This window comes from Pseudomonas sp. SDI, assembly GCF_003105155.1.
Lineage (GTDB): Bacteria > Pseudomonadota > Gammaproteobacteria > Pseudomonadales > Pseudomonadaceae > Aquipseudomonas.
Window position 1 is genome coordinate 34171 of the sequence record NZ_QETK01000016.1, and the last position, 21666, is coordinate 55836.

Here is a 21666-nt window from a genome sequence, read left to right on the forward strand (position 1 = left end):
GATTTATCCCAGTTCATAGGTAAGTTTCGGAAAATAAAAGCCGCCCATCTAAGGCGGTCATTTATCCATTATATTTATGTTCCGGTTCCACCATTAGCGTTCTCTCTGACGAAATCCAAACTGATTACTCCGCTTCCATTACTTCCGCAGTTTGTCGATACGTCGGATATCTTATAATCTTCATTATATTTTACGTTGCCGTCGATTACGCTATCCCAGCCAACTGCTTTCTGAGCTTTAACAATATTTGCACAGACTTCGCCTCTCGGAATGTTTGTGTAGGTTACAGTGAAACCACTGGGGGTTTGTCCTGAGATAGTTACCTTGCCACCGAATACATTCTGAACATCAGTGCTGCCCTTGGCTGTTTTTAAACTGCTTGGATAAATTCCAAGGTTCATTGCTAATGTATTTCCACCAGATGTCAATTGCGCAGTATCTTCCGATGCAAATAGTTGCTCAGTTTGGGCGAAAATTGTTGATAGTTCTTTGTTGACAGTTGATGCGTTGCTTGAATTTCTCGATTGGGAGTAAAGTGCGAATACCCCAGCAACCACTGCCGCAAATATTGCGAACCAGATTAACGCTTCAATTAAGGTAAGACCCGCGAGGTCTTTTTTGTTTTTTATCATTGTTGTGATTTTTTGTTATATATAACATGCTATCACTTATTTTTTATAAATAGCCTTGCTATTGGAAATTGAAATGTTAACCTAAATGTAGCTTGTGTTTTTTGTTGTTATTAAACTGAGCCACTAAACCGCCGTAAGGCGGTTTTTTTGATCGATGAAACTAATGCTTAATTGAAGTATTGGTTCAAGTTGTCAATGCCGTATTCTTTCAGCGGATTGTGCAGGTTGAACTGCTTGGCGATTAAATCTACGAACCTGCCTTCGTGATAGATTTTGCCATAAAGCGTCCTTGTTGATTTTTCAAATTGAAGTTTGAATACGATATCATTGTTTATAAAGAACTGATTTAGTCGCAGTCGGCCCTGCTCAGTCTTATACAGGTCAATAATGTCATTTTCAGAGTAAATGTTTATTGCTGTTCTTTTGGTATTTATCTCTGCTTGCAGCTTTGATAGGGCTAATTCTGTCTCGCTGATTTTTAGCTCTGTCTTACTGACTACCTCTAAAAATTCTGCTGGGATAATTCCGCTGGTAAAACCTGAAAATGATTTAAGCAGGTTCTCTTTGTAACTTTTTTGCTCCAATAGTAGATTGTTTAGTTCGTAGGCTTTTTTATTGTCAGCGGCTTTGCTGGTCTTGCTGGAAAGTAGTTTGAATAATAGATCTCTGAAATTTGTGTTTGCGTCTTCTTCCTCAATGGCTCGTTCCTCGCTCATTGGAGGCTCATCGTCTGGTATCTGTAACTGCCAAGGGTGCGGGTCGAAGTCTTCTCTGGTTGTCGCTTGATAGATCAGTTCCAAGAGCAGGCCGAAAGCCAAGTCGAAACGAAAACGAGGTTGATCACAACCATTCTTCAATTCTTTTCGGGTGAAACAGTGAAAATACGGGTAAATTATTCCCTTGGGATTCCTCTGTTTTTCAAAAAGCATTGAGGTATTGCAGCACTGGCATTTAATAACATGCCTGAAAATGTTCAGGCTTCCGACTGTTTGATTACCATAATGCTTTCTGTCAGCCCGGTTTTTCATAGCTTGAACGGCACTGTTAAAAAGCTCGTATGAGACGATTTGTGGATAATAGTTTTCCACATAACGCTCAAATACCTTTCTTTTGTTTTCGTCCCTACGCTGCGCCATATAAGCGCCAAGGGGGTATTTCGTTTGTAGTAGGTGCTGGACGTTTTTATTAGTCCATTTTCTTTTTGAATATTCGTTGAGTTTTTTAATCGTTAGCGAAACGCCTACATGCTGCAAGCTCTCAAAAATATCCCGTATTTCTTTGGCCTCTTCTTCGATGATCTCGAATTTATCTTCATCGCTGTTGTAACTAATGCCGTATGGAGGATTGTGCCCGTTGAAAATTTCCTTTTCATCCTGAGCCAATTTCTTGGCCCTATTCCATGCGGATTTACGGCGGATAGACTTCGTGCGGCTTTCTTCGTGCGCTCGCTTGGCTATTACGCTGAGCAATATATCTTGCTGTAAATCGTCGATGCGGTTGGTTTCGTTGGGCTTTTCATATCTTTGGCCGTCAATTGTGGTGATCAATATCACGCCTTTTTCCAATATGCCGTTAACAAGCTCTTTTGCTTGTAGCAGCCTTTGGCGGCTTAACCGATCAATACTTTCAACAAATATAAAGTCGCCCGGCTTAATGTGAACGTCATTAAGCATCTCGATTATGTGCTTTAACTTGCCTTTCCGAGTGTTGCTACCGTCATGGGCAGAAATCCCCGTATCAGAGAAAATGTTCTCCGGCAGCAGCTCAATGCCCTGTTGCTTGGTAATGGCTTGGATCGAAGCCATTTGACGGTCTACGGAGTCCTTGCCAGCCTCGCCTTGGGCTTTGGACGAGTAACGAATGTAGGCGTATGCCGTGGCCATCGCGGGCCTCCTGTCGCACCTGAGAAAATGTGAGAATACCACCCACCGTTCTCCAGTGGCTCGCGCAGCACTTCCAGCACCCGTCGTTCGAACTCGGGCAATTCATCGAGAAACAGTACGCCGTGATGGGCCAGGGTAATTTCCCCTGGCTGCGGGCGGCTGCCGCCGCCGACCAGGGCGGCACCGGAGGCCGAATGGTGCGGGTGGCGAAAGGGGCGCTGGGGCCAACTGCTCAGTGGCACCGGGCTGGCCACCGACTGGATCGCCGCCACTTCCAGCGCTTCGCGTTCATCCAGCGCCGGCAGCAGGCCGGGCAGGCGGCTGGCGAGCAGGGTCTTGCCAGTGCCGGGCGGGCCGCTGAACAACAGATTGTGCGCCCCGGCCGCCGCGATCAGCAGGGCGCGTTTGGCCGCCAACTGGCCCTGCACCTCGCAGAGGTCGGGGTAGGGTCGGCTGTGCAGTAGCAGGCCGTTAGCCTGATAGGCGTTGAGCGGCTGTTGGCCACTGAGGTGGCCGACCAGTTCCAGCAGGTGCTCGACCGCATACACGACCAGCCCCGAGGCCAGGCAGGCTTCTTCGGCATTCTCTTTGGGGACCACCAGTGCGCGCCCGGCCTCACGGGCGGCCAGCGCCGCTGGCAGCACGCCCTGCACGGGTCGTAGGGCGCCGGACAGGGCCAGCTCGCCGAGGCATTCGATGCCGTGCAGCGCTGCCGCAGGCATCTGCCCATTGGCCGCAAGGATGCCCAGGGCGATGGCCAGGTCGAAGCGTCCACCGTCCTTGGGCAGGTCGGCGGGGGCGAGGTTGAGGGTGATGCGCCGGGCGGGGAATTCCAGGCCTGAATTGAGGATCGCGCTGCGAACGCGGTCTTTGCTTTCCTTGACCGTGGCTTCGGGCAGGCCGACCAGGGTCAGCGCTGGCAGGCCGTTGGCCAGGTGTGCTTCGACGATGACAGCGGGGGCCAGTACGCCGACCTGGGCGCGGCTGTGGACAAGGGCAAGGGACATGAACGCTCCATGATCGCTACGAGGCCGCGTCCTGCGGCTTGGCAAAGGATAGTGGGGCGTGGGGCTACTGCGCGGGGGAGAGTGCGTCAGGGTTTGTCAGAAACGGTGGGCGCTGGTTTGCCTGCGATCTGCCGCGAAGCGGCAGCAAAACCTATACATGCGGTGTTTCAAGAACATCGCGGGCTGAGGCTTTACGAGCGCTGCGCACTCGGTCGCAGGCAAGCCAGCGCCTACAGGCGATTGCTGCCAGTCAGTCAGGCGGAGCAGCTTACTCGGCGGCTACCGGCTGCAACCGCGCTTCCATCTCCTCAACTTTCGCCTCCAACGCTTCCAGCCGCGCGCGGGTGCGGGCCAGCACCACCATCTGGCTGTCGAACTCTTCCCGGCTCACCAGCTCCAGTTTGCTGAAACCGCTCTGCAGCAGGGCCTTGAACTGGCTCTCCAGTTCGCTGCGCGGTTGCGAGGTGTCGCCGCTGAACAGGCGCGAGGCCTGATCGCTCAGGGCATCAAGAAAGGCTTTGGGCGCGAGCATGATCGTCCGTCCGGTAACTGCACAATGAGGCCGGCAGTGTATCACGCAGACAAATCGGCCTTTAACTGCACGCTTTTCGCGCACCCCCGGCAACGTCTGCGCACCGTTGTTGTGCGGGGGCTCACTGCTGGCGACTGGCCAAGATCCGGCGTCGTCTGCAAGTCGTTGTAAACACGACGTTTGTAAGAGCTGGCAAGGTTTCTGCTTAGACCATTACGACCCATGCACTGATGTCGGTCCGGTGAGTTGCGGTCGACGAAGCGTTACAAAGCCAGGCACTGCGCTTAGACTTGAGTCGGGTTTGTTTTCCTGGGGCAAGTCCACCAATTCGGGAGAAAGTTTCATGAAGCTAGTCACTGCCATCATCAAGCCGTTCAAGTTGGACGACGTGCGCGAGTCGCTGTCCGAAATCGGCGTGCAGGGCATTACCGTCACTGAAGTCAAAGGCTTCGGCCGGCAGAAGGGTCACACCGAGCTGTACCGCGGCGCGGAATACGTGGTCGATTTCCTGCCAAAAGTGAAGATCGATGTCGCCATCGACGACAAGGATCTGGATCGGGTCATCGAGGCCATTACCAAGGCGGCCAACACCGGCAAGATCGGTGACGGCAAGATTTTCGTGGTGAATCTGGAACAGGCTATTCGCATCCGTACCGGCGAAACCGATACCGACGCGATCTAAACAAGCCGCCCCAAACCCCAACGCCCCAGGAGATAACAACATGACTCTGCGTCAGTTCGCAGGGCTAGGAGCCCTTTTGTCCCTCGTAATGCCCGGCCTGGCCCTGGCAGAGGAGGCAGCCCCCGTGCTCAACTCCGGCGACACCGCCTGGATGTTGACCGCCACAGCCCTGGTGCTGTTCATGACCATCCCCGGCCTGGCCCTGTTCTACGGCGGCATGGTGCGGTCCAAAAACGTGCTTTCGGTGATGATGCAGTGCTTCGCCATCACCGGCCTGATCAGTGTGCTCTGGGTTATCTACGGCTACAGCATGGCGTTCGATACCACCGGTATGGAACAGGGTGTAGTCAACTTCAATTCCTTCGTGGGCGGCTTGTCCAAGGCCTTCCTTGCCGGTGTCACCCCGGCCAGCCTGACCTCGCCGACGGCGCTGTTCCCGGAAGCGGTGTTCATCACCTTCCAGATGACCTTCGCCATCATCACCCCTGCGCTGATCGTCGGTGCCTTCGCCGAGCGGATGAAGTTCTCCGCCATGCTGATCTTCATGGGCGTGTGGTTCACCCTGGTCTACGCACCGATTGCGCACATGGTCTGGAGCGGTAACGGCGGCCTGATGTGGGACTGGGGCGTACTCGACTTCGCCGGCGGCACCGTGGTGCACATCAACGCCGGTATCGCCGGCCTGGTGGCGTGCCTGGTACTGGGCAAGCGCAAAGGCTTCCCGACCACGCCAATGGCCCCGCACAACCTCGGTTACACCCTGATGGGCGCGGCCATGCTGTGGATCGGCTGGTTCGGCTTCAACGCCGGCTCCGCTGCGGCGGCCAATGGCACTGCCGGCATGGCCATGCTGGTGACCCAGATCGCTACCGCTGCGGCGGCCCTGGGCTGGATGTTCGCCGAATGGCTGACCCACGGTAAGCCAAGTGCCTTGGGCATCGCCTCGGGTGTGGTGGCCGGCCTGGTTGCGGTGACCCCGGCGGCTGGCACTGTTGGCCCGATGGGGGCGCTGGTGATTGGCCTGGTGGCCGGTGTGGTTTGCTACTTCTGCGCCACCAGCCTGAAACGCAAGCTGGGCTACGACGACTCGCTGGACGCCTTCGGTGTACACGGTATCGGCGGTATCGTCGGGGCAATCCTCACCGGCGTGTTCGCCGCCCCGGCCCTGGGCGGCTTCGGCACCGTCACCGACATCGGTGCGCAGGTCTGGATTCAGGCCAAAGGTGTCGGCTTTACCGTGATCTACACTGCAATCGTCACTTACCTGATCCTCAAGGTACTGGATCTGGTGATGGGCCTGCGGGTAAACGAAGAAGAAGAAGCGGTCGGTCTGGACCTTGCTCAGCACAACGAGCGTGGCTACAACCTGTAACGACCTCGAAAAAAACGTGCCCGGTTCGCCGGGCATTTTTTTGCCCGAATTTTGAACGTTGAGCGCTGCGCAAACGGTTTACTGGCGCAGTTTTTCCGTCAGGTGCGAAGGGGCTGAGATGTAGGTTTAAAACTTACAGGCATCAAGGATATTTAGGCACTTTGCTTTTTCCCAGAGCACGCTAGAATGCGCGCCGTGGGGTGCAGACACAGTGTCCGCAGACTTCACCGCCCTTTGCTAGGCTTGTCCAAGAACAAGCCGCCGATGCAGCGTGAGCCGATGCTCCCCGGGCCCGAACTTTTCTCTGGCAGCTTTCGACATCCGGTGCTGCTGGTCTATAACTAACCTGCTTTTCGCAAGTCATGAGGTAGAAACATGAGCGACGACGATCTGGAAACCGACGACCTCGAAGTGGGCGACGACGAAGGCGATGAAGGCCTTGACGCGGCTGCTGACGACGTAGCCGATGACAGCGGTGACGACAGTCCGGCCCCGGTGGCCAAGGGCAAGTCCAAGGCGGCTGTTTCGGTAGATGAAATGCCGAGCATGGAAGCCAAGCAAAAGGAGCGTGATGCCCTGGCCAAGGCGATGGAAGAGTTTCTCTCCCGTGGCGGCAAGGTGCAGGAAGTCGAGGCCAATGTGGTCGCCGACCCGCCCAAGAAGCCGGACAACAAGTACGGTAGCCGCCCTATCTAAGGGTTACCGTCAGCAAAGAAGCCCGCCGTCGCTGCGGGCTTTTTTGTGGGCGTGTGGTGCTCGGCGCTGTACCTGTAGGCGTCAAGGCCGATCTTTCAGCGCCAGCGTGCCAGCACCTCGGGCAGTTGCGACAGGCGCTGGATCTCCGCGTCCGGGCGTTGTGTGGATGCCCAGGCCTTGCCCTGCGGGTTGAACCATACCGCGCGCAAGCCGGCCTGCTGGGCGCCGGCAATGTCGTCGCCGGGGTGGTCGCCGACATGCACCGCCGCGCCGGCCTCTACCTGGCCCTGGCGCAACGCCTCGAGAAACGGTGCCGGGTCCGGCTTGCCGATGCCCAGATCCTCGGCACACAGCGCAAACTTGAAGTAATCCGCCAGCCCGATGCGGCGCACATCGGCATTGCCATTGGTTACCACGCCCAGGGTATAGCTGTGCCGCAGGATCTCCAGCACCGGCTGCACCTCGGGGAAAATATCGACCTGCTGCCGCGCATGCAGGAACACCTCGAAACCCTCGTTGGCCAGTTCCTTGGCGTGAGCGGCGCTGTAGCCGACGTCCTCCAAGGCATGGAACAGCACCCGTCGGCGCAACGCGCTGATGCGATGCCTGAGCCCGGGTTCGGCCTGTACCAGGCGCTCGCGGATCGCGTACAGGTGCTCCACCGGCACCGCGCCGAGGCTCGGCGCATTGGCCGCCAGCCAGTCGCGCAGCACGGCTTCGGCACTGACAATCACCGGCGCGGTATCCCACAGCGTGTCGTCGAGGTCGAAGGTGATCAGCTGGATGCTCATGAGTCGTCGCCTTTACTGCGTTTGGCCCGAGGGTGGGCGCTGTCGTACACCGCAGCCAGATGCTGGAAGTCCAGGTGAGTGTAGATCTGCGTGGTGGCGATGTCGGCATGGCCGAGCATTTCCTGTACTGCGCGCAGGTCCTGGGACGATTCGAGCAAATGGCTGGCGAAGGAATGTCGCAACATGTGCGGGTGCAGCTTCTGCCCCAGCTCGCGTACCCCAGCGGCCTGCACGCGCAGTTGGATCGCCCGCGGGCCGAGCCGCCGACCCTGCTTGCTGATGAATACCGCGTCGTCCTGCGGGGCGCCGATGCCGCGCATTTTCAGCCACTCATCGAGGGCCTCGCGGGCCTTGCGGCCAATTGGCAACACACGGGTCTTGCTGCCCTTGCCATGCACCTGGATCAGCCCGGCCGGCAGGTCGAGCTGGCCCAGGTCGAGGCTGGTCAGCTCGGACAGGCGCAGCCCCGAGCTGTAGAACAGCTCTAGCATGGCCTGGTCGCGGCGGGCGATGAAGTCGTTGTCCACCGCGCCGTCCAGCAGTTGCAGGGCGCGATCGGTGTCGAGGGTCTTGGGCAGACGGCGCTCGCCCTTCGGCGCTGTCAGGCCGTTGGCCGGGTCGTGGCTGCACAGGCCTTCGCGGTTCAGGTAGCGGTAGAAACCGCGCACTGCCGAGAGCATCCGCGCCAGGCTGCGCGAGGACTGCCCGGCATGGTGCTGGCGGGCGACGAACTGGCGCAGTTGCTGAATGTGCAGGTCACCCCAACTGCCGATGCCGGTCTTCTCACAGAAGGCCAGGACGTTGTCGAGGTCGCGGCGGTAGGCCAGCTGGGTGTGCTCGGACACCTGGCGCTCGTTGCGCAGGTGCGCGCAAAACGCCTGCAGCTGGCGCTTCATCAGCGCACCGGGCGCAGGGTGGTAAAGCGCGGGATGACCCGGCCCAGCACTTCGGCAATGTAACCGAGGAACAGCGTCCCGACCGTGCTCTTGTAGTGCTGCGGGTCGCGGCTGCCGATGGCCAGCACACCGTGCAGGCCCTGGTAGTCGAGCGGGGCGACGGCGCTGGAAGCGACTTCCTTGCGCTGCTCCTCGCCAAACAGGAACGCCAGCTCATGCTCGCGCAGGTTGCCGCTGACGGTCTTGCCGCCACCGAGCAGGCCGCCGATGGTTTGTTGGGCCTCGGCCGTGTTGACCCAACGGCCGATCGGCGTGGCGTTCTCGCTGAACAGGATAAGGCTGACGAAGGGCACCTGGAATTCCTGGCGTAGGCTGTCTTCCACGGCCATGACCACCGCTTCGAGGCTGTCGGCGTCGAGCAGGTCGAGGATCAGGCGGCGGGTTTTTTCGAACAGGCGGTCGTTGTCGCGGGCAACGTCCATCAGGTGCGAGAGGCGGTGGCGCATCTCGATGTTGCGCTCGCGCAGCAGCGTGAGCTGGCGCTCCACCAGCGACACACTGTCGCCGCGCTGGTGGGGGATGTGCAGTTCGGCGAGCAGCTCGTCGCGCGCGCTGAAGAAGGTCGGGTGGTCGCGTAGGTAGGCAGCCACGGCTTCAGCCCCGAGGGTGGGCGTCGAGCCCTCCACATTGCTGTCGCTGGGCTGTTCGGCTGGCGCCTGGGGCTGATCGTTCATGGCTGGTACTTCCTCATAGACGAACCTGTCCTTCATACACGCGCACGGCGGGGCCGGTCATCAATACCGACGTGCCGGGACCGCCCCACTCGATGGACAGGCGTCCACCCGGCAGGTCGATCAGCAGCGGCGAATCCATCCAGCCCTGGCTGATGGCCGCCACGGCAGCTGCACAGGCGCCGGTACCGCAGGCCTGGGTTTCCCCGGCACCGCGTTCCCACACGCGCAACTGCGCGCGGTGGCGGTCGATCACTTGCAGGAAGCCGACATTCACCCGTTGCGGGAAGCGCGGATGGTGTTCGATCTGCGGACCGAGTTCGTGTACCGGGGCGCTGTTGATGTCATCGACGCGCAGCACCGCATGCGGGTTGCCCATCGACACCGCGGCCAGTTCCACCGTGCGCCCGGCCACTTCCAGCGGGTAGCTTGCGGCCTGGGCCGGTGCCTGGAACGGGATCTCTGCCGGAACCAGCCGTGGCGGGCCCATGTCGACGCAGATCTGCCCGTCGTTGCGCACGTCGAGTTCGATGATGCCGCCACGGGTTTCGACGCGGATGCGTTTCTTCGCGGTCAGGCGTTTATCCAGCACGAAGCGCGCAAAGCAGCGCGCACCGTTACCGCACTGCTCAACTTCGGAGCCGTCGGCGTTGAAGATCCGGTAGCGGAAATCCACTTCCGGGTTGCTCGGTGCCTCGACGATCAGCAACTGGTCGAAACCAACGCCGGTGTGCCGGTCACCCCATTGCTTGGCGTGCTTGGGCAGGATGTGCGCGTGCTGGCTGACCAGGTCGAGGACCATGAAGTCATTGCCCAACCCATGCATTTTGGTAAAACGCAGCAGCATGGGGTCACTCCGGCAGCAGGCTTTCGCCGGCAAACAGCTCGGCCACGGTTTCGCGGCGACGCACTTCGAATGCCTGGTCGCCATCTACCAGCACCTCGGCGCAACGGCCGCGGGTGTTGTAGTTGGAGCTCATGACGAAGCCATAGGCACCGGCCGAATGCACGGCCAGCAGGTCGCCTTCGGCCAGGTTCAGGGTGCGTTCCTTGGCCAGGAAGTCGCCGGTTTCACAGATCGGCCCGACCACGTCGTAGGTGCGGCCTTCGCCTTCGCGCGGCTGCACGGCGCTGACGTCCATCCAGGCCTGGTACAGCGCCGGGCGGATCAGGTCGTTCATCGCCGCGTCGACGATGGCGAAGTCTTTGTGTCCGGTGTGCTTGAGGTACTCGACGCGGGTCAGCAGCACGCCGGCGTTGGCCACGATGTAGCGGCCCGGTTCGAACACCAGCGCCAGATCGCGATCGCCGACGCGCGCGCGGATCGCCTTGATGTAGTCGCCGGCCAGCGGTGGCTCTTCGTCGCGATAGCGCACGCCAACGCCGCCACCCAGGTCGAGGTGACGCAGCAGGATGCCACAATCGCCCAGGCGGTCGATCAGGTCCAGCAGGCGGTCGAGGGCATCGAGGAACGGCTCGAGGGTGGTCAGTTGTGAACCGATATGGCAGTCGACGCCGACCACTTCCAGGTTCGGCAGCTGCGCGGCGCGGATGTAGACCTCCTCGGCGTCGGCAATGGCGATGCCGAACTTGTTCTCTTTGAGACCGGTGGAGATATACGGGTGGGTGCCGGCATCGACGTCCGGGTTGACCCGCAGCGAAACCGGCGCGCGGACGCCCATCTCGGCGGCAACCACTTGCAGGCGTTCGAGCTCGTCGGTGGATTCGACGTTGAAGCAGTGCACACCGACTTCGAGGGCGCGGCGCATGTCTTCACGGGTTTTGCCAACGCCGGAGAAGACCACGCGATCGGCGCGGCCGCCAGCGGCCAGCACGCGCTCCAGTTCACCGCCGGAGACGATGTCGAACCCGGCGCCGAGACGCGCCAGCAGGTTCAGCACCGCGAGGTTGGAGTTGGCTTTGACCGCGTAGCAGACCAGGTGCGAAACACCCTGCAGGGCATCGGCATAGCTGCGGTACTGGGCTTCGATGTGGGCCCGCGAGTACACGTAGGTCGGCGTACCGAACTGTTCGGCGATAGCCGACAGGGCCACGCCTTCCGCGAACAGTTGCCCGTCGCGGTAGTTGAAAGCGTCCATGGGGATCCCTTACTGGTGCTGGTGCGAGTGCGACTTCTTGCCGTCCTTGCCATCTTCAGGCAGGTACAGCGGGCCTTTCTGACCGCAGGCGGAGACAAGGCAGGCAACCGCGACGAGCGCCGCGAGGGAGGAAATCAGGCGCTTCATGGCGAAATCCTTTAATTTAAGCAGTATTGCGCCCGAGTATACCGAGCGCCCGGCGGCTTGCCTATGCGGCCGGCCAGCCGTCGGGCGGCACGGGTGGCATGGGGTGTTAATCTTTGCATTCGAGGCGCCGCGCTCGTATCTTGCCCGGCTTGCGTGTGAGCAGATATTTTCGAGGTTCTTGCAATGAGTTTGACCGAAGCGCGTTTTCACGACCTGGTCGACGCGACCCAACAGGCCCTGGAAGACCTGTTCGATGAGAGCGGGATGGACCTGGATATGGAGAACGCCGCCGGTGTTCTGACCATCACCTTCGACAACGGCAGCCAACTGATCTTCAGTCGCCAGGAGCCGCTGCGTCAGTTGTGGCTGGCCGACCGTTCCGGTGGCTTCCACTTCGACTACGACGAGCAGAGCAACAAGTGGACCTGTGAGAAAACCGAGGAACTGCTCGGTGAAATGCTCGAGCGCATCGTCTGGGCGCGGGCCGGCGAAAAGCTCGACTTCGACGAGATCTGAGATGAGCAGCGTAAGCAAACCGGCCAAGCCGCTGTACAGCAACGTCAGCCCGGCGGTGCCGTCGCCCTGCATCAGCCTGTGTCGGCTCGACGAAGCCAAGGTCTGCCTGGGCTGTTTCCGCCACGTCGAGGACATTCGTCAGTGGCGTGCGGCCGACGACCAGCAGCGCCGGCAGATCGTCGGCCAGGCCGAACAGCGCCGCGCGGCGGCCAGCGCGGGCTGATCCGCCTGCGGCGCTCGGGCGCTTGTGTATTTGCCGGGCTGTGGTAGTGTCGATCCTCATCGGCCTTGCCGAAATACCTGAAAACCCCGCCCTTGGGCGGGGTTTTGCTTTATGTCGCCTGGCGAAACTTTTTGGTTATTCCTAGCCCAGAAACAAGGAGTCTGACTGGATCATGAGCAGCAAGCCTTCCCTTATCCTCACCCGGCTGGACGTACAGCGGCTGGAGGAGATGCTCGACAACCTCGACGAGAACACGCCGGGCGTGCTGGCGTTGCAGGCCGAGCTGGACCGTGCCGAACAGGTGGTCGCGCACACCGAGGTTCCGGCGGGCGTCGTGACCATGAACTCGCGTGTGCATTGCCGCGAGGAAGCCAGTGGCAAGGATTACCACCTGACCCTGGTGTACCCGAAAGATGCCGGCGGTGACGGCAAGGTGTCGATCCTGGCGCCGATTGGCAGCGCCTTGCTGGGCTTGTCGGTGGGTGAGCAGATCGACTGGCCGGCGCCAGGCGGCAAGACCCTGAAGCTGACCTTGCTGGCGGTCGAGTACCAGCCGGAGGCGGCGGGGGATTTCGATCTCTGATTCGCTGGCCCTGTTAGGGATGGCTTTGGGGTGATTTTGTAGGAGCGGGACGCGCCCGCTCCTACAAAAGCTGAGCAGCTCTCTCACACCAGCAACAACGCCTGGTTCAGTTCCCGCTCCAGGTCCTGCTTGTAGCGCAGGTGCAGGTTGCTCGAACCCAGCCCGTCGGCGAGCAGGTCGGACAGGTCCAGGTCGGTGATGTAGCAGCGATAGCGCTGCGCCTCACGGCGCTGGCCAATGATCTCGCGGGCCACCACCGCGTACAGCTGGTCACCGTGCTCCAGCTCTGAAAACTCCTTCTGGTTGCAGTACAGCGTCACCTGCAAACCTTCGTCCGCTCCCGTCTGAATGATCGCCTGTACTTCGTAGTGCTGGGCATCGACGTTGATATCCGGCGTCTGCCGCGGCTCCACCTGGCGCGCCCGCCCCATACCCGATGGCAGCAACTGGTAGTAAAGAATGTCCAGCGACCCCTGGGCGTGCACGCTGTCCAGCGGCAGGCGCGCATCGCGGCGGAACACGATCGATTGCAGGAAGCGCTGCAACGGTAGCAGCAGGCTGCTCTCGTCGTGGTACGGCAAGCGCTGTTGCCACAGTGCGTTGAACTCATCCAGCACATACACGTCCGCCCAGCTGTCCTGCACTCGGTAGAACACCTGGATACATTGCGGCAGGGCCTGCGGTAGCACCTGCGCCAGGTCATGCTCTTCCAGCACGTTGGCGTCCAGGTGCAACGGGCTGTAGTCCAGGCGCTCCTCGCCCAGATAGGCGAGCAGGGCGTCCTGCCCGTCCAGGGTGATCAGTTGAACACTGTCGGCCAGCAACTCCAGCACGTGAGTGTGCTGTTGCACCTGAATCAGGTAGCGGTGGTTGAGGCCCTGGCGCAGCAGCGCTGCGGCCGCGGCGAAGACCTCTTCGACGCGCGCAGCGATCGCTTGCGCGCGGTTGTGGCAGAAGCAGCTCACCCGCAGTCGCGGGCGGTGTGCGCCCTTGCCGAGGTTACTCAGGTAATCGCGCACACAGCGCAGCAGCGCATGCTCGCCGTCGTAGCGATGTACCTGTACTTCGTTCCAGCTGTTGAGGGTGACCTGGTCGAGGGTCAGCACCAGGTTTTCGCGTACCCCGGCATAGCTCAGCGAGTCGGTGCGTTCGGTGGTCATCAGGATGTTCAGCTCGCGGTGATGCCGCAGCGGATCGACGCCGACGTTCACCAGCAGCAGGATCTCGTCGGCCACGCTCGGTTGCAGCAGGCGCGCCTCGCTGACGGTCGCCAGCGGTAGCGCCACACTTTGCTGCAGGCTGCCGAGCAGGTTGAACAGCTCGTACTCGCTCAGGTCGCTGTTGCCTGGGTGCAGGGCCAGCCGCGTGCTGCTGTCGATGATGCCGTTGCGGTGCGCCCAGGTCAGCAGTTCAAGCAGCTCGCGGCTGCGTTTGATCGGTGCGAAGTGCTCCCATTCCAGGGTATTCAGTGTGCCGTTGTACAAGCCCCAGTGGCTTTGCCCGGGTTCCTTGCGGTTGGGCGAATGGACCAGGGTCAGGGTGTCTTCGGCGATGTCCGGGGCAATCCCCGGGTTGATGAACTCGACCTTGCCGGCGCGCCGCTCGAACGCGGCATACAGGCGCCGGCCGAGCACATTGAGGTCGCGCTGGTCGATCCGGTTGGCGGCGTTCTGGCTGCGGGCAAACTGGCCGAGGAAGCGGTAGCTGTGGTTCAGCTCGGCCACCAGCTCGCGCCGCTCGACTTCCACCTGGCGTACCTTCCACTGGCTGCGGCTGTCGAGCAGCGCCAACTGGCGTTCGTCCCAGCCCCATTCGGCGGTCAGCCGTTCGAGCAACGTCCGCTGCCAGCCACCGTTGCGCTGACGGGCCAGGCTGCTGAGCTTCTTGTTTACTTTCAGGTACAGGCTGCGCCGCACCAGCTCCAGGCGCTGCTGCTCGCCACGCTTGCGCAGGTACTGCTCGATTCGCCGGTACACCATCATGTACGGGTCCAGCTCATCGAGGTCGAGCCGGTTGGCGAACACCGCTTGCTTGAACTGCAGGCTCAGGCACTGCACCTGCGGGTGCTCGCTGGCATAGGCTTCAGTCAGCAGCAACTTGAGCACCGACTTGTACGGCGACTCGATGCCCTTGAACAGTTGCCAGAGCCCGGCGCCGACGAACTCGCCGGGCGGAATCTGCGACAGGTTGCCCAGGTCGAGCACGTCTTCGGCGCGGATGAAGCGCTTGGACAGCAGGGTCTGGGTATAGCGCGCGTAGCTGCCTTCCTCATAGACCGGCACCAGCCACCACAGCGGCGTGCGCCCAGCCAGCCAGATCGCGGTGCGGTAGAACTCGTCCAGCAGCAGGTAATGCTGGGCGGTCCCGCAGTCGTCGGAGCTCAGCGTACGGTCGCGTTCGCCGGTGACGAAACGCTGCGGCTCGATCAGAAACAGGTGTGCCTCGGCGCCCTGGGTGGCAGCCCAGCTTTCCAGCAATTGGCATTTGCGGCGCAGCTCGGCCAGCTCGTCCTCGCTCAGGTTCGGTGCATGGCAGACCCACACGTCCATGTCGCTTTGTTCGGCCTGCGCCAGGGTGCCGAGGCTGCCCATCAGGAACAGGCCGTGGATCGGCTGAACTGGGTTGCCGCGTTTGGCTTTGTAGGCAAACGAGCGGGTCAGGCGTTGGGCTTCGGCGAGGGTGTTGGGAGCTGGCTCGAAGCCGGAGACGCCGGCCGGGGTGGCGCCGGAAACATAGCCGGGGAGCAGCGGGTGATTGACGTGGAAGAACAGCGGCAGCAGGTTCAGCACCTGTTGCTGGCGGCTCGATAGCCCATCCATGGCCCGTGCCAGGCGCCCTTCGTTCAACCGCAGGAAACGTGCGCGCAGCTGGCTGAGTACCTTGCGGTCGATACCCTGGTCCAGGTCGGGGCGAATTTCGTGAGGGTGGTTCATGGCAGCGTCAACCGGCCTTGGGGGAGCAAAGGCGAGTTTAGCCGCTGCAAGGCAGAGCGATTAGCGCTATTTGATTTTTGACGTCAGATTTTTGGGCGTGGCCTGTGAGGCCCGGCCAGGCCGGGCATCGCCAGCAAGGCTGGCGCCCACAGGGGTCATCAAAGGTTCAGGCGGGCTCGCCCACTTGCAAGATGGTCAGCAGTTGCTGCGCATGCTCGGCAGCATCATGCCCGAGGCTGGTCAGGTAACCGCCATCGGGCTGGTCGGTAAGCTTTTTCTCATACAGGCGCTTCGCAGCAGCGATGACATCCTGGGTGGCCGTGTTGTGCACCTTGATGCCTTCCTGGCTGCTATCCAGGTTGAACAAGGCAAGCACTTTCAGTTCGGCAATCAGATCGGGGGTGAACGACATAGAAACTCCGACTTCCAGACAAGGAGGGCAGCACTGTCGTCAGTGCTTGGTCTTGCAGTGTAGTCAGGGAATTTCGCCTTCGCCTTATTCCTTTTCCGGGGGCAGTTCCGGCAGCGCGCGCAGGGCGGTTTCGTACCACTGGGTGTCGAAGGCGCGGTCGTCTTCGAGCATCGCGTCGATCTCATAGGCCAGCACGTGGGCCATGAGGTTGAGGATGTCGTCACGCTCGTAGCCCACCAGCGTGAGCTTGTTGAAGGTGGCCTTGGCGGCAGGCGGGTTGTCGCTTTCGATCTGGTTTTCGATCGCCTCGATCAGGGTCGACTCGGCGAATTCTTCTTCGTCGTTGTCGATTTCGTTGTGCTCGCTCATGGGCGGACTCCTCGTGATGGACGCTCAGTTTGCCATGAGCGCGCCGTCAATGCCCTGTTATCGACGCGTCGCATGGTGCTGGTCAGGCTCGATTATTGGGTCTATAACAGCCCGGCCATCCCCTCACGGCCTGGAGGCTGTCACCTATGCTCAAGCTTCACGGATTTGCAGTCAGCAACTACTACAACATGGTCAAGCTGGCGCTGCTGGAGAAGGGCCTGCCCTTCGAAGAAGTGCTGTTCTTCGGCGGTCAGAGCCCACAGGCATTGACGATCAGCCCGCGCGGCAAGGTGCCGGTGCTGGAAACCGAGCACGGCTTTCTCAGCGAAACCAGCCTGATCCTCGACTACATCGAGCAGACCCAGCCCGGCAAGGCACTGCTGCCCGAAGGCGCTTTCGCCCAGGCCAAGGTGCGTGAGCTGGCCAAGGAGATCGAGCTGTACATCGAGTTGCCGGCGCGTGCCTGCTTCCCCGAGGCGTTCTTCGGCGCCCAGGTCGACCCGGTGATCAAGGAAAAAGCCAAGGGCGAGCTGCTGGCGGGGCTGGCGACGCTCAAGCGCAACGCTACGTTCAGCCCCTATGTGACGGGCGAGCAGATGACCATCGCCGACGTGATGTTCTGTTTCACCGTCGACCTGGCCTACGCCGTGGGCAAGAAAGTCTTCAACATGGATGTGTTGGAAGATTTCCCACAGGCCAAGGCCCTGCTCGAACATTTCAAGCAGAACCCCAACGTGCAGAAGATTGCCGCCGACAAGGAGGCGCAGATGCCGGCGTTCCTCGAGATGGTGCGCAGCGGCAAGCGCTGAGTGCACCAGGCCAGGCTCGCGGCATTGCGCCGCCGAGCCTGGGGATACGGTTTAGCGGCTGGCCAGCAGCGCCTTGCCGCGGGTCACGGCCGCGCGAACCTGGGCCGGTGCGGTGCCGCCGATGTGGTTACGGGCATTCACCGAGCCTTCGAGGGTGAGCACGGCGAACACGTCCTGCTCGATCTGGTCGCTGAACTGACGCAGTTCGTCGAGGCTCATTTCCGCCAGGTCCTTGCCGGTGTCGACGCCGTACTTCACCGCGTGGCCAACGATTTCGTGGCAGTCACGGAACGGCAGGCCCCGGCGAACCAGGTAATCGGCCAGGTCGGTGGCGGTGGAGAAACCACGCAGGGCCGCTTCGCGCATGATGGCGTGACGCGGTTTGATCGCCGGGATCATGTCGGCGAACGCCCGCAGCGAGTCGCGCAAGGTATCGGCGGCATCGAACAGCGGTTCCTTGTCTTCCTGGTTGTCCTTGTTGTAGGCCAGCGGTTGGCCTTTCATCAGGGTCAGCAGGCCGGTAAGGGCGCCAAACACGCGGCCGGTCTTGCCACGCACCAGTTCCGGTACATCCGGGTTCTTCTTCTGCGGCATGATCGAGCTGCCGGTGCAGAACCGGTCAGGCAGATCGATGAACTGGAACTGGGCGCTGGTCCACAGCACCAGCTCTTCGGAGAAGCGCGACAGGTGCATCATCGCCACGCTGGCCGCGGCGCAGAACTCGATGGCGAAGTCGCGGTCGGAGACGCCGTCCAGCGAGTTGCCGGCCACGGCTTCGAAGCCCAGCAACTGGCAGGTCAGCTCGCGATCAATCGGGTAGGTAGTGCCGGCGAGGGCAGCGCTGCCCAGCGGCATGCGGTTGGCACGCTTGCGGCAGTCGACCAGGCGCTCGTAATCGCGGCTGAGCATTTCGAACCAGGCCAGCAGGTGGTGACCGAAGGTCACCGGCTGGGCGGTTTGCAGGTGGGTGAAGCCAGGCATGACGGTTTCGGCTTCACGCTCAGCCTGCTCCAGCAGGCCCTGCTGCAGGCGGGTGATTTCGGCCAGGATCAGGTCGATTTCGTCACGCAGCCACAGGCGAATGTCGGTGGCCACCTGGTCGTTACGGCTACGCCCGGTGTGCAGCTTCTTGCCGGTGATACCGATGCGGTCGGTCAGGCGCGCCTCGATGTTCATGTGCACGTCTTCGAGGTCAATGCGCCAGTCGAAGTTGCCGGCCTCGATTTCGTCCTGAATGGTCTTCAGGCCGTCGATGATGGTGTCGCGCTCGGCCTCGGTGAGGACGCCGACCTTCGCCAGCATGGTGGCGTGGGCGATCGAACCCATGATGTCGTGGCGGTACAGGCGCTGGTCGAAGTTGACGGAGGCGGTGAAGCGGGCGACGAAGGCGTCGACCGGCTCACTGAAACGGCCGCCCCAGGACTGGTTGGTCTTGTCAGTGCTCATGGATTCACTCGTTGAAGGCGTGAACGGGAAAAAGTGGCGCAGATGATAACAGGGTTGCACGCCCTGCCGGGGCTCGGCGGTCGGCACAAATGCGGGTTTATGTCGCAGCTCGGGGGCGCGACAGCAGCTCGCTGAAAGGATATTTATCGATTGAACGGCAGCGTTCCGGCAACCGTCTACAGTTGGACAGAGGATTGGCGACTTTAAGGTCGCTTCAGTGAATCTTTAGCCATCGTGCGAGTCTGAGCGTGGATCGCCGTGACGGTCGTCACCTCACCTGTCTACGCTATCCTTGTGCGAGACTCACGCAGGAATCCAGCGCAATATGAATGTCCTGATCGTTGATGACGAATCCCAAGCCCGCGAACGCCTGAGCCGACTGCTGGGCGAGCTGGAGGGCTATACAGTACTGGAGCCCAGCGCCACCAATGGCGACGAGGCACTGGCGCTGATCGACAGCCTCAGACCTGAGGTGGTCCTGCTCGACATCCGCATGCCCGGGGTCGATGGCCTGCAGGTGGCGGCGCGGTTGTGCGAGCGCGAATCGCCGCCGGCCGTACTGTTCACCACCCGCGAAGACGAATTCGATGTGCAGGCCTTCAAGGACAGCACCTTGAGCTTCGTGCTGAAGGGCACCGATGCGGCCGGCCTGCGCGACGCCCTGCGCAAGGCCGAGCGACCGAATCGCGTGCAACTGGCGGCGTTGACCCGACCGGCTGCCGAAAGCGGCAACGGTCCACGCAGCCATATCAGCGCGCGCACCCGCAAGGGCATCGAACTGATCCCGCTCGACCAGGTGATCTACTTCATTGCCGACCACAAGTACGTGACCTTGCGCCATGAAGGCGGCGAAGTGTTGCTGGACGAGCCGCTCAAGGCCCTGGAAGACGAGTTCGGCGAGCGTTTCGTGCGCATCCACCGCAACGCGCTGGTGGCCCGCGAGCGTATCGAACGCTTGCAGCGCACCCCGCTGGGGCACTTTCAGCTCTACCTCAAGGGCCTCAACGGCGATGCCCTGATCGTCAGCCGGCGCCATGTGGCCGGCGTGCGCAAGATGATGCAGCAACTTTGAACGGTGCCGGGTCGAGCAGCGACCCGCGCTGATGACATAGATCTGCAAGCGCGCGCGGATGTGCTGTTATCATCCGTGGCATTTACCTTGTACGGATCGATCCATGTCCACTCGTGAAATCCGCATTGCCACGCGCAAAAGTGCCCTTGCCCTGTGGCAGGCCGAATACGTCAAAGCCCGCCTGGAACAGGCCCATCCCGGCTTGCTGGTGACCCTGGTGCCGATGGTCAGCCGGGGCGACAAGCTGCTCGACTCGCCGCTGTCGAAAATCGGTGGCAAGGGCCTGTTCGTCAAGGAGCTGGAAACCGCCCTGCTCGAGAACCAGGCCGATATCGCCGTGCACTCGATGAAAGATGTGCCGATGGATTTCCCCGAGGGGCTGGGCCTGTTCTGCATCTGCGAGCGTGAAGACCCGCGCGACGCCTTTGTTTCCAACACCTTCAAGAGCCTCGACGCGCTGCCGGCGGGAAGCATCGTCGGCACCTCCAGCCTGCGCCGTCAGGCACAGCTGCTGGCGCGGCGGCCGGACCTGGAAATCCGCTTCCTGCGCGGTAACGTCAACACCCGCCTGGCCAAGCTCGATGCCGGCGAGTACGACGCGATCATCCTGGCCGCCGCCGGGCTGATCCGCCTGGGCTTCGATGCGCGGATCACCTCCAGCATCAGCGTCGACGACAGCCTGCCGGCCGGTGGTCAGGGCGCGGTCGGCATCGAATGCCGCAGTGCCGATAGCGAGATCCATGCCTTGCTGGCGCCGCTGCACCACGCCGATACCGCCGACCGGGTCACGGCCGAGCGGGCGCTGAACAAACACCTCAATGGCGGCTGCCAGGTGCCGATTGCCTGCTACGCGGTGCTCGAAGGCGAGCACCTGTGGCTGCGCGGCCTGGTCGGCGAGCCGAGCGGCGGCAAACTGCTCAGCGCCCAGGCCCGCGCCTTGCGCAAGGATGCCGAAGCGCTGGGCGTGCAGGTCGCCGAAGATCTGCTCGCACAAGGCGCCGAAGCGATCCTCAAGGCGGTCTATGGCGAGGCCGGTCACCCGTGAGCGGCTGGCGCCTGCTGCTGACCCGGCCGGCTGAGGAGTGTGCGGCGCTGGCCGCTACCCTTGCCGCCGCCGGCGAGTTCGGCAGCAGCCTGCCGTTGCTGGATATCGAAGCACTGCCGCCGACCGCCGAACAACAGCGTATCGCTCGCGAGCTGAACCGTTATTGTGCCGTGATCGTGGTCAGCAAGCCGGCGGCCCGTCTGGGCCTGGCCTTGCTGGCGCAACACGGCCCGGCCACGTTGACGCCGGCCTGGTTCACCGTCGGCGCTGCCTCGGCCACGGTACTTGCGGCCGAGGGCCTGACGGTGCAGTTCCCCGAACGTGGCGACGACAGCGAAGCCCTGCTGCAACTGCCGTCGTTGCGTGCGGCGCTGGCCGGGCCTACACCCCGAGTGCTGATCATGCGTGGCGAAGACGGCCGCGAGCTGCTCGCCGAGCAGTTGACGGCGTTGGGTGCGCATGTCGATTATCTGCCGCTGTACCGCCGTCGGCTGCCGGACTACCCGCCGGCCACGCTGCTGCGGCGCATCGAAGCGGAACGCTTGAACGGCCTGGTGGTCAGCAGTGGGCAGGGATTCGAACACCTGCGTCAGCTGGCCGGCGATGCCTGGCCGCGCCTGGCGCAGTGGCCATTGTTCGTACCGAGCCCGCGTGTTGCCGAACTGGCCCGAGCCGCCGGTGCACAACGGGTGGTGGATTGCCGCGGTGCCAGTGCCGCGGCTTTGCTGGCGGCCTTGCAGGAAACCCCTGCAGCCGCCCTCTAAGGCGCTAAGCTGATTGGCGACGTGCC

Annotated in this window: 22 protein-coding genes and 3 pseudogenes; 11 read left to right on the forward strand and 14 right to left on the reverse strand. The window is 61.5% G+C overall.

The window, feature by feature from the left end; translation table 11 throughout:
- Positions 1 to 74: 74 nt before the first annotated feature.
- The 4 genes and pseudogenes from DCO48_RS12495 to DCO48_RS12510 all read right to left on the reverse strand — a co-directional run bounded on the left by DCO48_RS12495 (position 75) and on the right by DCO48_RS12510 (position 4054).
- Positions 75 to 632, reverse strand: a complete 558-nt coding sequence (locus DCO48_RS12495) for a type 4 pilus major pilin (RefSeq protein ID WP_116550917.1) — start codon at positions 630 to 632, stop codon at positions 75 to 77.
- Positions 633 to 799: 167 nt separating this feature from the next.
- Positions 800 to 2515, reverse strand: coding sequence for a recombinase family protein (locus DCO48_RS12500; RefSeq protein WP_116550918.1), 1716 nt, complete (start codon positions 2513 to 2515; stop codon positions 800 to 802).
- Positions 2509 to 3522 (reverse strand): annotated as a pseudogene (locus tag DCO48_RS12505) (YifB family Mg chelatase-like AAA ATPase); the annotation flags it as partial. The gene DCO48_RS12500 and the pseudogene DCO48_RS12505, both read right to left, overlap by 7 nt.
- Before the next feature lie 268 nt (positions 3523 to 3790).
- On the reverse strand, positions 3791 to 4054 hold the full coding sequence (locus tag DCO48_RS12510) for an accessory factor UbiK family protein (protein WP_116550920.1): 264 nt from the start codon (positions 4052 to 4054) through the stop codon (positions 3791 to 3793).
- 343 nt (positions 4055 to 4397) lie between these two features.
- Between DCO48_RS12510 and glnK the strand changes: the two genes are divergently transcribed.
- The 3 genes from glnK (at position 4398) to sutA (ending at position 6804) form a co-directional block, all read left to right on the forward strand.
- A complete protein-coding gene (gene glnK, locus DCO48_RS12515) occupies positions 4398 to 4736 on the forward strand; it encodes a P-II family nitrogen regulator (protein WP_002555808.1) in 339 nt (112 codons plus the stop codon).
- A 40-nt stretch (positions 4737 to 4776) separates the two neighbouring features.
- Complete coding sequence (locus DCO48_RS12520; protein ID WP_116550921.1) at positions 4777 to 6108, forward strand: ammonium transporter; 1332 nt, start codon at positions 4777 to 4779, stop codon at positions 6106 to 6108.
- Positions 6109 to 6483: 375 nt separating this feature from the next.
- The gene (gene sutA, locus DCO48_RS12525) at positions 6484 to 6804 is read left to right on the forward strand and encodes a transcriptional regulator SutA (protein ID WP_116550922.1); all 321 of its coding nucleotides are present in this window, start codon (positions 6484 to 6486) and stop codon (positions 6802 to 6804) included.
- Positions 6805 to 6899: 95 nt separating this feature from the next.
- On the opposite strand, the gene DCO48_RS12530 is transcribed toward sutA, so the two are convergent.
- The 6 genes and pseudogenes from DCO48_RS12530 to DCO48_RS12555 form a co-directional block, all read right to left on the reverse strand.
- Complete coding sequence (locus DCO48_RS12530; RefSeq protein WP_116550923.1) at positions 6900 to 7595, reverse strand: HAD family hydrolase; 696 nt, start codon at positions 7593 to 7595, stop codon at positions 6900 to 6902.
- Positions 7592 to 8491: a tyrosine recombinase XerC gene (xerC, locus tag DCO48_RS12535; protein WP_116550924.1), complete on the reverse strand. Its 900-nt coding sequence runs from the start codon at positions 8489 to 8491 to the stop codon at positions 7592 to 7594. Before xerC ends, DCO48_RS12530 begins: the two co-directional genes overlap by 4 nt.
- The gene (locus DCO48_RS12540) at positions 8491 to 9225 is read right to left on the reverse strand and encodes a DUF484 family protein (RefSeq protein ID WP_116550925.1); all 735 of its coding nucleotides are present in this window, start codon (positions 9223 to 9225) and stop codon (positions 8491 to 8493) included. Before DCO48_RS12540 ends, xerC begins: the two co-directional genes overlap by 1 nt.
- A 13-nt stretch (positions 9226 to 9238) precedes the next feature.
- Positions 9239 to 10069: a diaminopimelate epimerase gene (gene dapF / locus DCO48_RS12545; RefSeq protein WP_116550926.1), complete on the reverse strand. Its 831-nt coding sequence runs from the start codon at positions 10067 to 10069 to the stop codon at positions 9239 to 9241.
- Positions 10070 to 10073: 4 nt separating this feature from the next.
- Positions 10074 to 11321, reverse strand: coding sequence for a diaminopimelate decarboxylase (gene lysA / locus DCO48_RS12550; RefSeq protein WP_116550927.1), 1248 nt, complete (start codon positions 11319 to 11321; stop codon positions 10074 to 10076).
- 12 nt (positions 11322 to 11333) lie between these two features.
- Positions 11334 to 11468 (reverse strand): annotated as a pseudogene (locus tag DCO48_RS12555) (lipoprotein); the annotation flags it as partial.
- A gap of 183 nt (positions 11469 to 11651) precedes the next feature.
- Here DCO48_RS12555 and cyaY point away from each other — a divergent pair.
- The 3 genes from cyaY (at position 11652) to rnk (ending at position 12790) form a co-directional block, all read left to right on the forward strand.
- On the forward strand, positions 11652 to 11984 hold the full coding sequence (gene cyaY / locus DCO48_RS12560) for an iron donor protein CyaY (RefSeq protein ID WP_116550929.1): 333 nt from the start codon (positions 11652 to 11654) through the stop codon (positions 11982 to 11984).
- 1 nt (position 11985) lies between these two features.
- The gene (locus DCO48_RS12565) at positions 11986 to 12207 is read left to right on the forward strand and encodes a DUF1289 domain-containing protein (RefSeq protein ID WP_116550930.1); all 222 of its coding nucleotides are present in this window, start codon (positions 11986 to 11988) and stop codon (positions 12205 to 12207) included.
- 172 nt (positions 12208 to 12379) lie between these two features.
- Positions 12380 to 12790: a nucleoside diphosphate kinase regulator gene (rnk, locus tag DCO48_RS12570; protein ID WP_116550931.1), complete on the forward strand. Its 411-nt coding sequence runs from the start codon at positions 12380 to 12382 to the stop codon at positions 12788 to 12790.
- An 83-nt stretch (positions 12791 to 12873) separates the two neighbouring features.
- On the opposite strand, the gene DCO48_RS12575 is transcribed toward rnk, so the two are convergent.
- From DCO48_RS12575 to DCO48_RS12585, 3 genes are all read right to left on the reverse strand, one after another.
- Entirely contained in the window at positions 12874 to 15723 is a 2850-nt protein-coding gene (locus DCO48_RS12575; RefSeq protein WP_116550932.1) for a class I adenylate cyclase, read from the reverse strand.
- Positions 15724 to 15889: 166 nt separating this feature from the next.
- Entirely contained in the window at positions 15890 to 16135 is a 246-nt protein-coding gene (locus DCO48_RS12580; protein WP_116550933.1) for a TIGR02647 family protein, read from the reverse strand.
- Between the two features lie 84 nt (positions 16136 to 16219).
- Positions 16220 to 16504: a hypothetical protein gene (locus DCO48_RS12585; protein ID WP_116550934.1), complete on the reverse strand. Its 285-nt coding sequence runs from the start codon at positions 16502 to 16504 to the stop codon at positions 16220 to 16222.
- Positions 16505 to 16650: 146 nt separating this feature from the next.
- On the opposite strand from DCO48_RS12585, the gene DCO48_RS12590 reads away from it, so the two are divergent.
- The gene (locus DCO48_RS12590; RefSeq protein WP_116550935.1) at positions 16651 to 17313 is read left to right on the forward strand and encodes a glutathione S-transferase family protein; all 663 of its coding nucleotides are present in this window, start codon (positions 16651 to 16653) and stop codon (positions 17311 to 17313) included.
- A gap of 51 nt (positions 17314 to 17364) precedes the next feature.
- Here the strand turns inward: DCO48_RS12590 and argH are convergent, their stop codons facing one another.
- Positions 17365 to 18759, reverse strand: a complete 1395-nt coding sequence (gene argH / locus DCO48_RS12595; RefSeq protein WP_116550936.1) for an argininosuccinate lyase — start codon at positions 18757 to 18759, stop codon at positions 17365 to 17367.
- Between the two features lie 221 nt (positions 18760 to 18980).
- Here argH and DCO48_RS22975 point away from each other — a divergent pair.
- The 4 genes and pseudogenes from DCO48_RS22975 to DCO48_RS12610 all read left to right on the forward strand — a co-directional run.
- A pseudogene (locus DCO48_RS22975) lies at positions 18981 to 19088 on the forward strand (sensor histidine kinase); the annotation flags it as partial.
- On the forward strand, positions 19085 to 19831 hold the full coding sequence (locus DCO48_RS12600; protein ID WP_116550937.1) for a LytTR family DNA-binding domain-containing protein: 747 nt from the start codon (positions 19085 to 19087) through the stop codon (positions 19829 to 19831). The pseudogene DCO48_RS22975 and the gene DCO48_RS12600, both read left to right, overlap by 4 nt.
- Positions 19832 to 19934: 103 nt before the next feature.
- The gene (hemC, locus tag DCO48_RS12605) at positions 19935 to 20876 is read left to right on the forward strand and encodes a hydroxymethylbilane synthase (RefSeq protein WP_116550938.1); all 942 of its coding nucleotides are present in this window, start codon (positions 19935 to 19937) and stop codon (positions 20874 to 20876) included.
- The gene (locus tag DCO48_RS12610; protein WP_116550939.1) at positions 20873 to 21640 is read left to right on the forward strand and encodes a uroporphyrinogen-III synthase; all 768 of its coding nucleotides are present in this window, start codon (positions 20873 to 20875) and stop codon (positions 21638 to 21640) included. Before hemC ends, DCO48_RS12610 begins: the two co-directional genes overlap by 4 nt.
- Positions 21641 to 21666: the final 26 nt, after the last annotated feature.

Bases quoted from the DNA above. Each gene is read 5' to 3' on its own strand.
- DCO48_RS12495 (WP_116550917.1), bottom strand. From the start codon at position 632: ATGATAAAAAACAAAAAAGACCTCGCGGGTCTTACCTTAATTGAAGCG.
- DCO48_RS12500 (WP_116550918.1), bottom strand. From the start codon at position 2,515: ATGGCCACGGCATACGCCTACATTCGTTACTCGTCCAAAGCCCAAGGC.
- DCO48_RS12510 (WP_116550920.1), bottom strand. From the start codon at position 4,054: ATGCTCGCGCCCAAAGCCTTTCTTGATGCCCTGAGCGATCAGGCCTCG.
- glnK (WP_002555808.1), top strand. From the start codon at position 4,398: ATGAAGCTAGTCACTGCCATCATCAAGCCGTTCAAGTTGGACGACGTG.
- DCO48_RS12520 (WP_116550921.1), top strand. From the start codon at position 4,777: ATGACTCTGCGTCAGTTCGCAGGGCTAGGAGCCCTTTTGTCCCTCGTA.
- sutA (WP_116550922.1), top strand. From the start codon at position 6,484: ATGAGCGACGACGATCTGGAAACCGACGACCTCGAAGTGGGCGACGAC.
- DCO48_RS12530 (WP_116550923.1), bottom strand. From the start codon at position 7,595: ATGAGCATCCAGCTGATCACCTTCGACCTCGACGACACGCTGTGGGAT.
- xerC (WP_116550924.1), bottom strand. From the start codon at position 8,491: ATGAAGCGCCAGCTGCAGGCGTTTTGCGCGCACCTGCGCAACGAGCGC.
- DCO48_RS12540 (WP_116550925.1), bottom strand. From the start codon at position 9,225: ATGAACGATCAGCCCCAGGCGCCAGCCGAACAGCCCAGCGACAGCAAT.
- dapF (WP_116550926.1), bottom strand. From the start codon at position 10,069: ATGCTGCTGCGTTTTACCAAAATGCATGGGTTGGGCAATGACTTCATG.
- lysA (WP_116550927.1), bottom strand. From the start codon at position 11,321: ATGGACGCTTTCAACTACCGCGACGGGCAACTGTTCGCGGAAGGCGTG.
- cyaY (WP_116550929.1), top strand. From the start codon at position 11,652: ATGAGTTTGACCGAAGCGCGTTTTCACGACCTGGTCGACGCGACCCAA.
- DCO48_RS12565 (WP_116550930.1), top strand. From the start codon at position 11,986: ATGAGCAGCGTAAGCAAACCGGCCAAGCCGCTGTACAGCAACGTCAGC.
- rnk (WP_116550931.1), top strand. From the start codon at position 12,380: ATGAGCAGCAAGCCTTCCCTTATCCTCACCCGGCTGGACGTACAGCGG.
- DCO48_RS12575 (WP_116550932.1), bottom strand. From the start codon at position 15,723: ATGAACCACCCTCACGAAATTCGCCCCGACCTGGACCAGGGTATCGAC.
- DCO48_RS12580 (WP_116550933.1), bottom strand. From the start codon at position 16,135: ATGTCGTTCACCCCCGATCTGATTGCCGAACTGAAAGTGCTTGCCTTG.
- DCO48_RS12585 (WP_116550934.1), bottom strand. From the start codon at position 16,504: ATGAGCGAGCACAACGAAATCGACAACGACGAAGAAGAATTCGCCGAG.
- DCO48_RS12590 (WP_116550935.1), top strand. From the start codon at position 16,651: ATGCTCAAGCTTCACGGATTTGCAGTCAGCAACTACTACAACATGGTC.
- argH (WP_116550936.1), bottom strand. From the start codon at position 18,759: ATGAGCACTGACAAGACCAACCAGTCCTGGGGCGGCCGTTTCAGTGAG.
- DCO48_RS12600 (WP_116550937.1), top strand. From the start codon at position 19,085: ATGAATGTCCTGATCGTTGATGACGAATCCCAAGCCCGCGAACGCCTG.
- hemC (WP_116550938.1), top strand. From the start codon at position 19,935: ATGTCCACTCGTGAAATCCGCATTGCCACGCGCAAAAGTGCCCTTGCC.